This is a genomic window from Sphingorhabdus sp. YGSMI21 (genome assembly GCF_002776575.1).
In the GTDB taxonomy this organism is placed as follows: Bacteria; Pseudomonadota; Alphaproteobacteria; order Sphingomonadales; family Sphingomonadaceae; genus Parasphingorhabdus.
The window spans coordinates 3,102,718-3,114,137 of the sequence record NZ_CP022548.1; the positions used below are offsets into that span (position 1 = coordinate 3,102,718).

Annotated in this window: 12 protein-coding genes; 3 read left to right on the forward strand and 9 right to left on the reverse strand. The window is 59.6% G+C overall.

All coding sequences use genetic code 11. The annotated features are described in order from the left end of the window. Nucleotides 1-18 precede the first annotated feature (18 nt). Together CHN51_RS14920 and CHN51_RS14925 are read right to left on the reverse strand one after the other, a co-directional pair. Entirely contained in the window at nt 19-267 is a 249-nt protein-coding gene (locus tag CHN51_RS14920) for a hypothetical protein (RefSeq protein WP_100094727.1), read from the reverse strand. Beyond that, a complete protein-coding gene (locus tag CHN51_RS14925) occupies nt 264-1,652 on the reverse strand; it encodes a M28 family peptidase (RefSeq protein ID WP_100094728.1) in 1,389 nt (462 codons plus the stop codon). The genes CHN51_RS14920 and CHN51_RS14925 overlap by 4 nt, the downstream gene beginning before the upstream one ends. Before the next feature lie 197 nt (nt 1,653-1,849). On the opposite strand from CHN51_RS14925, the gene ettA reads away from it, so the two are divergent. Next, on the forward strand, nt 1,850-3,529 hold the full coding sequence (gene ettA, locus CHN51_RS14930) for an energy-dependent translational throttle protein EttA (protein ID WP_100094729.1): 1,680 nt from the start codon (nt 1,850-1,852) through the stop codon (nt 3,527-3,529). A gap of 187 nt (nt 3,530-3,716) precedes the next feature. Here the strand turns inward: ettA and CHN51_RS14935 are convergent, their stop codons facing one another. From CHN51_RS14935 to CHN51_RS14950, 4 genes are all read right to left on the reverse strand, one after another. Then, the gene (locus CHN51_RS14935; RefSeq protein ID WP_276308589.1) at nt 3,717-4,079 is read right to left on the reverse strand and encodes a DUF559 domain-containing protein; all 363 of its coding nucleotides are present in this window, start codon (nt 4,077-4,079) and stop codon (nt 3,717-3,719) included. A gap of 195 nt (nt 4,080-4,274) precedes the next feature. Continuing rightward, a complete protein-coding gene (gene putP / locus CHN51_RS14940; RefSeq protein ID WP_100094731.1) occupies nt 4,275-5,744 on the reverse strand; it encodes a sodium/proline symporter PutP in 1,470 nt (489 codons plus the stop codon). A 265-nt stretch (nt 5,745-6,009) separates the two neighbouring features. Next, the gene (locus CHN51_RS14945) at nt 6,010-6,774 is read right to left on the reverse strand and encodes an NYN domain-containing protein (RefSeq protein WP_100094732.1); all 765 of its coding nucleotides are present in this window, start codon (nt 6,772-6,774) and stop codon (nt 6,010-6,012) included. A 297-nt stretch (nt 6,775-7,071) separates the two neighbouring features. Further along, nucleotides 7,072-7,713, reverse strand: coding sequence for a carbonic anhydrase (locus tag CHN51_RS14950; RefSeq protein ID WP_100094733.1), 642 nt, complete (start codon nt 7,711-7,713; stop codon nt 7,072-7,074). Nucleotides 7,714-7,777: 64 nt separating this feature from the next. Here CHN51_RS14950 and lipA point away from each other — a divergent pair, with 64 nt between their 5' ends. After that, nucleotides 7,778-8,731, forward strand: coding sequence for a lipoyl synthase (gene lipA / locus CHN51_RS14955; RefSeq protein ID WP_100095677.1), 954 nt, complete (start codon nt 7,778-7,780; stop codon nt 8,729-8,731). Further along, complete coding sequence (locus CHN51_RS14960) at nt 8,718-9,203, forward strand: type II toxin-antitoxin system RatA family toxin (protein ID WP_100094734.1); 486 nt, start codon at nt 8,718-8,720, stop codon at nt 9,201-9,203. The genes lipA and CHN51_RS14960 overlap by 14 nt, the downstream gene beginning before the upstream one ends. On the opposite strand, the gene CHN51_RS14965 is transcribed toward CHN51_RS14960, so the two are convergent. Genes CHN51_RS14965 through CHN51_RS14975 form a run of 3 tightly spaced genes read right to left on the reverse strand, consistent with a single transcriptional unit; the run spans nt 9,152 to nt 11,396 of the window. Then, on the reverse strand, nt 9,152-9,667 hold the full coding sequence (locus tag CHN51_RS14965) for a CinA family protein (protein ID WP_100094735.1): 516 nt from the start codon (nt 9,665-9,667) through the stop codon (nt 9,152-9,154). The two genes, CHN51_RS14960 and CHN51_RS14965, sit on opposite strands and share 52 nt — an antisense overlap. Before the next feature lie 15 nt (nt 9,668-9,682). Beyond that, a complete protein-coding gene (locus CHN51_RS14970; protein ID WP_100094736.1) occupies nt 9,683-10,201 on the reverse strand; it encodes a hypothetical protein in 519 nt (172 codons plus the stop codon). 4 nt (nt 10,202-10,205) lie between these two features. Further along, nucleotides 10,206-11,396 carry a bifunctional 2-C-methyl-D-erythritol 4-phosphate cytidylyltransferase/2-C-methyl-D-erythritol 2,4-cyclodiphosphate synthase gene (locus CHN51_RS14975; protein WP_100094737.1) on the reverse strand — a complete coding sequence of 397 codons (1,191 nt, stop codon included), beginning with the start codon at nt 11,394-11,396 and terminating at the stop codon, nt 10,206-10,208. Between the last annotated feature and the right edge of the window lie 24 nt (nt 11,397-11,420).

The window sequence follows — 11,420 nt, forward strand, 5'->3', positions numbered from 1 at the left end:
GCCCGCTATGCAGGCGGGTTAGTTCAGAGTTGCCTGCGGTTGCGCTTCCTGGGCGGTGGCGCTTATCCCTTCAGCCGCCATTTCGGCGTCGATATCCTCGGCCATCACCTTGGCCGCTTCATCAGCCGCTTCTTCCAGGGACCGGGCATCCTCCTCGATTTCTGCCTCCATTTCGGCAATCGCCTCGTCACCCTTTTCCTCGACCGGGGTTTCGGAACAGGCGGCGAGCAGCAGGGCGCTCAGCCCGATAAGCGTCCGCGCGCTCATGGTTTTACCGGCATGGTGAAGTCCGCATCGCTATTGGCGATGATCGACAGCACCGTGGTCCAGGCCGCGACATTCTGCCGCAATTGCTCGGGATCGATCTTGTCGAGCGTGTCGTCCGGCGTGTGATGGAGATCAAAATAGCGGCTTCCATCCTGCTGCAGGTCGATGATCGCCAGATTGCTGTCGCTGATGATCGGACCGATATCCGCCCCGCCCCCGGCAGCGCCGGCAGAACGGCCGATGCCCAGATTGAGCAGGCTGGACGCAATCTCTTCCGCTACCGGCCTGGCGCCATCGGGCAGGGTGAACTCCACCCGCCAGACCTTGTCGGCGCCAAAATCCGATTCCATGGCAATCGCGTGTTTCTTGTTGCGATGGGCGTCGCGATAGGCCTTGCCGCCCCAGATGCCGACTTCCTCGGCGCCCGCCCAGAGCAGCCTGATCGTGCGCAAGGGCTGGCCGTGATCCTTGATATTCTTTGCCGCCGCCGTGATGATCCCGCATCCTGCGGCATCGTCAAAGGCACCAGTAGCCAGATCCCAGCTGTCGAGATGACAGGCGACCAATATCATCGGCAGATCCGGCTCGCGCCCGACCACTTCGGCGATGACATTGCCCGATTCCTGCTGGCCGATATTCTGCGGCGTCAGCACCAGATTCATCGTGACCGGCTTTCCGTCCTTGCGCGCCAGCTTGACCATCCGCTCGAGATTGTCGGCATCGGGCAGCGACAATGCGCCCGCCGGGATAGCTTTGACGCCCTCACCAAAGCCGGTGCTGCCGGTATGGGGATTGCGGTGATAGTCGGTGCCGATCGACTTGATGACATAGGCCACGGCACCTTTCTGCGAGGCGATCGACGGCCCGAACCAGCGGATCGGACCGAAAGCGCTATAGCCGGAACCATCCTGCGCCCGGTGCATCTTGTGGGTCACAAAAGCGATTTTTCCGTCGAGACTGCCGTCCGGCACCGCTTTCAGCGCGTCGAGCGAGTCGAAATAGGCGACCTCCGCAGTAATCCCTTTCTCGCCCGTGCTGCCGCTGTTGCCGAGCGCGGTGACGATCAGCTTCTGCGGATAGGGCGCAACGACCGCCGCCGTTTCCGCCCCGCGAACCCAGGTTGGCATCATGAAAGGCTCGCTGCGGACATTCTGGAAACCAAGGGACTTGAGCTTGGCAACCGACCAGTCACGCGCCCGCGCTTCTTGCTCGGTACCCGCCTGCCGCGGCCCGACCTCGGTGGTTAGCCCCTCGACTATGTCATAAGCGACATCATCCTGCAGCGCCTCGGCCTGCAGCGTCATCGGGTCATTATCCTGGGACAGAGCGGCGGTGGACAGGGACAGCGCGGTTACGCCGGCGAGCAGGGTGGATATTTTTCTCATGCCGGCTGACTAACCCGCCTTTTGCCGTTTGCCAATAGGCTGGCCAATGGTCTCTTGCGACAGGCGGTCGGAATAGCTACATGGTCCATCAAACAAGCCCTAATTTCCGTTAATGCTGCGCTTGCCGAGACATGCCGAACGATCGGCGCGTTCGACAGGCTCGGGGCTAGCGACATTTGAATAAGAGAGAATTTATAATGGCCGTCCAATATAGCTATGTCATGAAAGGTCTGACCAAGACTTTCCCCGGTGCTCCCAAGCCGGTGCTTGACAATATCCACCTGCAATTCCTGCCGGGCACGAAAATCGCCATCATCGGTAAGAACGGCGCCGGTAAGTCGACCCTGATGAAGATCATGGCCGGTCAGGACGAGGAATTTCAGGGCGAGGCCTGGGCAGGCGAGGGCATTCGCGTCGGCTATCTGGCACAGGAGCCGCACCTCGACGAGACCAAGACGGTCAAGGAAAATGTCATGGACGGCGTCCGCGAAGTCGCCGATCTGGTCGCCCGCTTCAACGAAATTTCCACGATCATGGGCGACCCGCCGGAAGATGCGGATTTTGACGCACTGATGGAGGAAATGGGCACTTTGCAGGAAAAAATCGACGCGGTTGACGGCTGGACGCTCGACAACCAGCTCGAAATCGCGATGGAAGCGTTGCGCTGCCCGCCCGGCGACAGTCCCGTGACCGATCTCTCCGGTGGCGAGAAGCGCCGCGTGGCGCTTTGCCGCCTGCTGCTCGACAAGCCGGAAATCCTGATGCTCGACGAACCGACCAACCATCTCGATGCCGAAAGCGTCGCCTGGCTCGAAAAGCATTTGATCGACTATCCCGGCAACGTCATTCTCGTCACCCATGACCGCTATTTCCTCGACAATGTCGTGAACTGGGTGCTCGAAATCGACCGCGGCAAGGGCATTCCGTTCGAAGGCAATTATTCCAACTGGCTCGACGCCAAGGCCAAGCGGATGGCGCAGGAAGAGCGCGAGGACAAGAGCCGCCAGAAGGCGATCGAAAACGAACTGCAATGGATGCGGCAGAGCCCCAAGGCACGGCAGACCAAGTCCAAGGCGCGTATCAAATCCTTTGACGATCTGGTTGCCTCGCAGGAAAACCGCGTCGTCGGCAAGGCGCAGATTCTGATCCAGACACCCGAGCGTCTCGGCTCCAAGGTGATCGAAGCCAAGGGCCTGACCAAGGCCTATGGCGACAAGCTGCTATTCGAGAATCTCGAATTCTCGCTGCCTCCGGGTGGTATCGTCGGCATTATCGGGGCGAACGGCGCGGGTAAGACAACGCTCTTCCGGATCATCACCGGCCAGGAAACACCCGACAGCGGAACGCTCGAACTCGGTGAGACGGTAAAGTTGGGCTATGTCGACCAAAGCCGGGACGAACTGGACGCATCGAAGAATATCTGGGAAGAAATTTCCGGCGGCCATGATTATTTCACCTTTGGCAAGAATGAAGTCCAGACCCGCGCCTATGTCGGCGCGTTCAACTTCAAAGGCGTCGACCAGCAGAAGAAGGTTGGCCAGCTGTCCGGCGGTGAACGCAACCGCGTCCATCTCGCCAAGATGCTCAAAGAGGGCGGCAACGTGCTGCTGCTCGATGAGCCGACCAACGATCTCGACGTCGAAACCCTGCGCGCGCTCGAAGACGCGCTCGAGACCTTCGCCGGCTGCGCCGTGGTCATTTCGCATGACCGCTTCTTTCTCGATCGGCTTGCCACGCATATCCTGGCGTTTGAAGGCGACAGCCATGTCGAATGGTTTGAAGGAAACTTTGAGGCCTATGAAGAGGATAAGCGGCGTCGTTTGGGTGACGCAGCGGATCGGCCAACACGGGTGGCGTATAAGAAATTGACTCGTTGATGAGCTCCTTCTCCCGTGAGGGAGAAGGATATGCAGGCTTATGAGCACAGCGAATTAGCCGGAGTTGGATGAGGGTGTTCTGACGGTTGTTTCGTGAGCAACTCTGCCCGCAGTAAACCCTCACCCAGCTGCGACTAACGAACAAGTTCGCAAGTCTTCGCAACCCTCTCCCTTTAGGGAGAGGGGATTATTCGCCTCTAGCGATATGCATCTCGTGGACGATTGCTTCGAGTACCCCTTCTACATTCTCCATCACATCATTGTTCCAGAAGCGGATGACGCGATAGCCGTGGGCTTCGATGATCTTGGTGCGCTCTGCATCCTTGCCTTCGCTGTGCTGGCCACCATCGAGTTCGATTGCGAGCCTGATACTCCTCGCGGCAAAGTCGGTGACATAGGGACCAATCGGAAATTGCCTTACGAATTTGACATTGTCCAATTGCCGGTTGCGGAGGCGCGACCAGAGCTTGCTTTCAGCGTCGGTCATATCACGGCGCAGCGAGCGTGCTCTTCTGGTTAGTCGTTTTTCTCCCAATGCTCCCTCCTTCACCTTCTCCCGCGAGGGAGAAGGATACAGAGCCTTATCCCTTTAGCGATTAGGCGGCGTTGGATGAGGGTGTTCTGCTCTCAAGATAGAACACCCTCATCCAGCTGCGACTAGCGAACAAGTTCGCAAGTCTTCGCATCCTTCTCCCTCACGGGAGAAGGGGGGCGCAATAATTTCTCTGAAAAATGACCGGCAGTATCAAATGGTGGCGGTTGGCTTCCCCGCCAGGCTAACCCCGACGATCGCCACCAGCGCCGCAACAAAGCCGGGAATAATCTCGTAAACACCGGGACCACCCATGAATTCCTTGTTCCAGCCCATGGCAATCCACAGGATCACCACGCCGGCACCGACGACCAGTCCAGACACTGCGCCAGCACCGGTCATCCGCTTCCAGGTCAGCGACAGCAGGATCAGCGGTCCGAACGCTGCGCCGAATCCGGCCCAGGCGTTTGACACCAGTCCCAGCACCTTGCTGTCCGGATCGCGGGCGATATAGATCGCGACCAAGGCCACCAGTGCTACAAACAGCCGCCCGACATTGACGGTTTCCCGCTCGCTGGCATTCTTGCGCAGGAACAGGCGGTAGAAATCCTCGGTCAGCGAGCTGGAGGAGACCAGCAGTTGCGAGCTGATCGTGCTCATGATCGCGGCGAGCAAAGCGGCGAGCAGGAAGCCGGTGATCAGCGGGTGGAACAATGTATTGGCCAGCAGGATGAAGATGGTTTCGGGATCCTTGAGCGCCAGCCCGTTCATCTCGACATAGGCGCGGCCGGTGATGCCGACGCCGATCGCGCCGAGCAATGCGACGCCCATCCAGCTCATGCCGATATTGCGCGCCTTGGGCACGTCCGCGACCGAGCGGATTGCCATGAAGCGCACGATGATATGCGGCTGGCCGAAATAACCAAGCCCCCAGGTCACGGCGGAAAGAAATCCGATGAAGGACAGGCCGGCGGTCAGGCTGAGGAAATTCGGGTCGATCGCGTCGAGCTGGCTGCTGATCGCGCTGATCCCGCCATCGTCGGTCATTACCACAATCGGCATCAGCACCAGCGCCACCACCATGATACAGCCCTGGACGAAGTCGGTCAGGCTGACGGCGAGAAAGCCACCAACCATCGTATAGGCGAGCACCACACCGGCGGTGAGCCAGATTCCGGTCATATAGTCGCTCATGCCCGTATCGCCGAACAGCCCGGCGAAGCTGGTCTCGAACAATTTGCCGCCGCCGACCAGGCCGGCTGCGGTATAGACGGCGAAGAACAGGACGATGATGATTGCCGAGGTCACCCTGAGCGCCAGCGCCTTGTCGGGAAAGCGGTTGGCGAGAAATTCGGGGATGGTGAGGGCGTTGCCCATGCGCTCGGTCTGCTCGCGCAGGCGCGGCGCGACGACGATCCAGTTGACCAGCGCGCCCAGAAACAGGCCGATGCCGATCCACACCTCGACCAGTCCGGCGGCATAAAGCGCCCCGGGCAGGCCGAGCAGCAGCCAGCCCGACATGTCGGAGGCTCCGGCGGACAGGGCGGCCACAGCGGGATGGAGGTTACGGCCCCCGAGCAAATAGCCTTCGCTGCTGTCGGTGGACTTGCGCCAGGCATAATAGCCGATGGCCAGCATGCCGATGAAATAAAGGGCGAGTGAGATAAGGGCTCCGGTTTGCATCCGACGGTCATAACGATTTTGACGCGCAAGTCACCACCTGGCTTTTGGCGAAGCCGCTTCGTCGGGCCGGGGCCGTTATGGCGTACCTTCTCCCGTGAGGGAGAAGGATGTGCAGACTTGGCAGCTTGCTGCCTAGGCGAAGCTGGATGAGGGTGTTTTGCACTTCAGAGTACAGAACACCCTCATCCAACGCCGCCTAATTCCCCCGGATCAAATCCGGGGTCATAAGGCTCTGTATCCTTCTCCCTCACGGGAGAAGGAGTACTCACCGCAGCCGTTTCACAAATAACTGCCCGTTTTCATCGCGTTTGGTCTGGAAGTTCGGAACCTCTTCGAACATTTCCGACAGCCGGGAGAAGCCATAGTTGCGCACATCGAAACTCGACCGGTTGCCGGCAATCTTGCCGACCTCGCTCAGGCTGGCATAGCCCTCGGCGTCGCGTTTGGTCGCCTGATAGGCGTCGATCAGCAGGTTGAGCAGTTCATCATCCACCTTGCCGCCGCTGCTTTCGCCAGATCCAGCGGCGCCATCGGACTTGGCTGACGTCTTGACGTCACTTTTGCTGCCGCCAACGCGGTGCCGCTTGTCCGCCTTGATCAGCGCATCGACGTCGATAAAGCGGCTGCAGGCCTGTTTGAAGGCTTCCGGCGTCTTGGCGCTGCCGAAACCGTAGACGGGCAGGCCTTCCTGCCGGATGCGCATCGCCAGCGGCATGAAGTCGCTGTCGCTGCTCATGATCCCGAAACCGGTAACATTACCGCGGAACAGCAGGTCCATCGCGTCGATCGTCATCTTCATGTCCGTGGCATTCTTGCCCTTCGTCATGTCGAACTGCTGCTGCGGCTCGACGCCATATTTGTGCAAAATGTCGACCCAGCCCTTGAGCGACTGCTTGCGCCAGTTGCCGTAGGCACGGCGGATATTCACCGTGCCCAGCTCGGCCAGCGCGGTCAGTACGGGATCGAGGCCATTGTGGCTGGCATTGTCGGAATCGATCAGCAGGGCGATATTGTCATTATGTTGGTTCATGACGCTTTGATGGACCGCGGGGGGAGGGCGTTCAAGAGGAAAAACGCTGTCCTACAGCGGGGTGGATCGATTATATCAGGCGTGGCTCTTTGACAGACAGCATATCGATTGCGCGGCGAACACCGCCGGCGCATGCGCTTAAGCTCGGCCTGATTCCGGGAACAGGTAATTTTTCTATAACAGTGTAAAGTTTGTAAAGTTCGCCGGCACAATAGGCGCGAAACCACAGGACAAGATTCGTTACATTCTCAAGACAGCGAATCAAGTCACTGAAATTACCGGGTTCACAAGTTCCGTTCAGTCCACGACCGCAAATTGGTCGCTTTCCTGATCGAGGACATGCATTTTTCCCTCGGCAATCGCGAACCAGGCGCCGATCAGGCGAATCGAGCCGTCCGCTTCCTTCTCCTGGATGCAGGGGAAGGTCCGCAAATTGGCGAGGCTGGTTCTGACGCCTTCATGTTCCATCGCCAGCTGGGCGGCGCTGCTGCCGAGATCTCCGTGCTCGTGCGCGACCTTGGACCGGGCGTCGTCGAGCAGGGTGATCCAGTCGGCGATAAAGCCGCCCTTGCCGTGCGGCATGTCCTTCATCTGCTCCGACAGCGCAGCAGCGCAACCGCCGCAGCTGCCATGGCCCATGACGACCACTTCCTCGACCTTGAGAAACTGGACGGCAAATTCCAGCGCGGCCGAGACGCCATGCTGGCCCGGTGTGGTCTCGAATGGCGGCACGAGAGCGGCCACGTTGCGGACGATGAAGGTCTCGCCCGGGTTGGTATCGAAAATCTGCGTCGGGTCGACGCGGCTGTCGCTGCAGGCGATGATCATGACCTTCGGGCTCTGGCCCTCCTTGAGCTCGTCCCAGCGTTGCCGCTGGGTCTGCCACTGGTCGGAACGGAAACGGCGATAGCCATCGAGAAGGTCTGAAAATTTTGTCATGTTTCAATCCATATCACCGGTTTTGGGGGTGGCAAGAGCGGTTTTCTTTCCCTATCTGATAGAAATGAACGAAATCACCAAGATCACTCCGCCGGAGCCTCGCCCCGAACGCATGCGCAAGCCCGACTGGATTCGCGTCAAGGCCCCGATGGGCGCGGAATTCGAGAAGACCCGCGCGCTGATGCGCGAGCATAAACTTAACACGGTTTGTGAAGAGGCAGCCTGCCCGAATATCGGCGAATGCTGGACCAAGAAGCACGCTACGGTGATGATACTCGGCGACGTTTGCACAAGGGCCTGTGCTTTCTGCAACGTCAAGACCGGCATGCCGATGCCGGTGGACCCGCTGGAGCCGCAGCACACCGCCGATGCCGCCGCCAAGCTGGGGCTGGAGCATATTGTGATCACCTCGGTCGATCGCGATGATCTGCCCGATGGCGGCGCCAGCCAGTTCGTGAAAGTGATCGAGGCCTTGCGCCGGACGACACCGAAAACCACGATCGAGATATTGACGCCGGACTTCCGCAACAAGACCGAAGCGGCGGTCGAGGCCATCGTCGCCGCCCGTCCCGACGTCTATAATCACAATCTGGAGACTGTCCCCCGCCTCTATCCGACCATCCGCCCCGGAGCGCGCTATTATGCCTCGCTGCGTCTGCTGGAGCAGGTCAAGCGGCTCGATCCGTCGATCTTCACCAAGTCCGGCATCATGCTTGGTCTCAGCGAACAGCGGCTGGAAGTGCATCAGGTGATGGACGATATGCGCAGCGCCGATATCGATTTCCTGACGATGGGCCAATATCTGCAGCCGACGACCAAACATGTGAAAGTCAGCGAATTCGTCAAGCCGCAGGCCTTTGACGCTTATGCCTCGGTCGCCCGCGCCAAGGGCTTCCTGCTGGTCGCATCCAGCCCGCTGACCCGTTCCAGCTATCACGCCGGCGAGGATTTTGCGAAGATGCGCCAGGCGCGCGAGGAAAAGCTGGCGCGTTCCGGTGATCTGAATGCCCGTCCATAGGGAAACCCGCGACCTGCCTTACAGCGCGGCCCAAATGTACGCGCTGGTCGCCGATGTCGGACGCTATCAGGAATTTCTGCCCTGGGTGGTTGGCACGCGGATCCGGGCCGACAGTGAAACCGAAATGCTCGCCGATGTCCTCGTTGGATTCAAGGGCCTGCGCGAGCAATTTTCGTCGCGGGTGATCAAGGCGCACAACCAGTCGATCGATGTCGACTATCTCGACGGCCCGCTGAAGCAGTTGCACAATGAATGGCGCTTCCGGTCGCGCGACGGCGGTGGCTGCCATGTCGACTTCTACGTCGAATTCACCTTCAAGAACCGGATGTTCGAGAAACTGGCCGGGCAGATGTTCGCCAAGGCGCTGCACAAAATGACCAGCGCCTTTGTCGACCGCGCTGGCGAAATTTACGGCAGCAGCTACTCGCTGTCTTCGGGCAGCAGCAGTTCCAGCGCAACCAGCACGGCCTGAAAGCGGATATCGGCACGGCTCTTGTCGTCGCCGAAATTCTTGCGGTCGGCGACCACATCATCGACGCTCTTGCCTTTTTCGGCCTTGGCAAAAACCACCGTACCAACCGGCTTTTTCTCGGTCCCGCCGCCGGGTCCTGCGACTCCGGTGATCGCCACTGCGACATCGCAGCCCGAGCGCTCGAGCGCCCCCTGCGCCATTTCCCAGGCGACCGCGATGGACACCGCACCAAAGGTCTCGAGCAGATCACCGCTGACGCCCACCATCGACTGCTTGGCGTCATTGGAATAGGTGATGAAGCCGCAATCGAACACGTCGCTGCTGCCAGCCACTTCGGTCAACGCGGCGGCGACCAGACCGCCAGTACAGCTTTCGGCGACGGTAATCCGCCGGCCGATCTTGCGGTTCTGTTCGATCACCTTGGCAGCCAGCGCGGCCAGTTCGGGGGGAAGAAGATTTTGCATGGGTGTGCGGTTAGCCTATTTCTCCGCCGTTTCACAAATGTTTATCGGTGGTTTCTTGTCGCCTTGCGAACCGAGTTTCATGAACAGCCCGATCAATCCACCAACATTCGACGGCGGCAGGGGTTCCAGCAATGTGTAAGCCTCGCTGATCGTCGCGCAGCTTTTGGGCTTGATTCCATCGCTGACCATGGCGGTCACAAGGCCGTCCAGGAACGGGCGCATGGCTTCGACATCCATGCTTTCCGGCATTTTTTCGCCGAACATGATCTTGATACCGTGCTTGGCCGTTGGCCAGGCCTGCTCCGACGCGGTGGTATATTTCTCGTAGGAATTCGATTTATGCTGCATCAGGGCCACGTCCTGATCGAGATAGGGGCTGCATTTCGTACCCGCCGCCTCAAATACTACCGGCAGGATATAGGTGAATATCGCATTGGCCTGTTCGGGCGAAACGCAGGCCCGTGTTTCGGCCGCCTGGGCGGCGCCGATGTTGAGCGCGCTGAGCAAGGTGACGCAGCAAGCAAGCTTTTTCATTTTTCTATCCTTCCAATATGATTGTGGCGATGGCTTGCGCCGCTATACCTTCCTTGCGCCCGGCAAAGCCCAGGCCCTCGGTGGTCGTCGCTTTGACGCTGACCCTATCCTGGCCAAGATTGAGCAGCGTTGCAATATTCTCCCTTATGGCATCCCGGTGCGGCTTTATTTTCGGCGCCTCGCAGATGATCGTCATATCGACATTCTGGATCGAGCCGCCATTTTCGGCAATCAGTGATACCGCATGTTCGACGAACCGCGAAGAAGCCGCGCCGCGCCATTGCGGGTCCGAAGGCGGGAAATGGTCGCCTATATCGCCCGCTGCGATCGTTCCGAGCAAGGCATCGGTCAACGCGTGCAGCAGGACATCGGCATCGCTATGCCCGGCAAGGCCTTTGTCGTGATCGATTTTGACACCGCCCAGCCATAAATCCTCGCCGGGGGCCAACCGGTGCACGTCATAGCCCATCCCGGTACGTGTCTGGCGCATATCTTCTGTTCCTTCTGCGGCAAAATCTCCGGGCAACGTATATTTCTTGAGCGCTTCGACACCCTCGACCGTCGATACCGCGTGCCCGGCGGCCTGGAATATCTGCGCATCGTCGCTGGCATCCCGGTCTGCCGCAAAATTTTCATGGGCCGCAACGAGCTTCCCGAAGTCGAAGGCCTGCGGCGTCTGCACCCGCCACAGGCTGTTCCTGTCGACCGTCCGGTCGAGCCGGTCGATCCGGTCGATCCGGTCGCCGGTCAATTGCACCATCGTATCAACGCAGGGCAAGACCGGAATGGCAGCCGACGCCGTTTCCAGCCTGTCCAGAAGACGGTCAATCACGCTATCGGGGAGAAAGGGGCGCGCGGCATCGTGAACCAGAATATTTCTGGCGCCGCCGGCCTGCAAAATAGCCCTCAACCCTTTGTAGACCGATTGCTGCCGGGTAGCGCCGCCGATCACGATCTTGTAAGAGGAAAGGGGGGCAAGAGTCTGATTTAACAGTTCTTCCTGTCCCGCCGCGACCACGATCCAGATCCGGTCAATGTCGGGATGGGCCGAAAGCCGCTCGACGCTGTGCCGGACCATCGGCTTGCCGCCAATAATCTCGTACTGTTTCGGGATGCCCAGTCCTGCCCGCGCGCCGACACCGGCGGCTACAATCAGCGCGTGGGTCTGCTGGGAAGGATCGGGGGCTGCAACCATGAATCGCGATCTACGCCGAGAAAG

What these genes read in the sequence shown, in the direction of transcription:
- CHN51_RS14920 (WP_100094727.1), bottom strand. Translation starts at nt 267, where the DNA reads ATGAGCGCGCGGACGCTTATCGGGCTGAGCGCCCTGCTGCTCGCCGCC.
- CHN51_RS14925 (WP_100094728.1), bottom strand. Translation starts at nt 1,652, where the DNA reads ATGAGAAAAATATCCACCCTGCTCGCCGGCGTAACCGCGCTGTCCCTG.
- ettA (WP_100094729.1), top strand. Translation starts at nt 1,850, where the DNA reads ATGGCCGTCCAATATAGCTATGTCATGAAAGGTCTGACCAAGACTTTC.
- putP (WP_100094731.1), bottom strand. Translation starts at nt 5,744, where the DNA reads ATGCAAACCGGAGCCCTTATCTCACTCGCCCTTTATTTCATCGGCATG.
- CHN51_RS14945 (WP_100094732.1), bottom strand. Translation starts at nt 6,774, where the DNA reads ATGAACCAACATAATGACAATATCGCCCTGCTGATCGATTCCGACAAT.
- CHN51_RS14950 (WP_100094733.1), bottom strand. Translation starts at nt 7,713, where the DNA reads ATGACAAAATTTTCAGACCTTCTCGATGGCTATCGCCGTTTCCGTTCC.
- lipA (WP_100095677.1), top strand. Translation starts at nt 7,778, where the DNA reads ATGAACGAAATCACCAAGATCACTCCGCCGGAGCCTCGCCCCGAACGC.
- CHN51_RS14960 (WP_100094734.1), top strand. Translation starts at nt 8,718, where the DNA reads ATGCCCGTCCATAGGGAAACCCGCGACCTGCCTTACAGCGCGGCCCAA.
- CHN51_RS14965 (WP_100094735.1), bottom strand. Translation starts at nt 9,667, where the DNA reads ATGCAAAATCTTCTTCCCCCCGAACTGGCCGCGCTGGCTGCCAAGGTG.
- CHN51_RS14970 (WP_100094736.1), bottom strand. Translation starts at nt 10,201, where the DNA reads ATGAAAAAGCTTGCTTGCTGCGTCACCTTGCTCAGCGCGCTCAACATC.
- CHN51_RS14975 (WP_100094737.1), bottom strand. Translation starts at nt 11,396, where the DNA reads ATGGTTGCAGCCCCCGATCCTTCCCAGCAGACCCACGCGCTGATTGTA.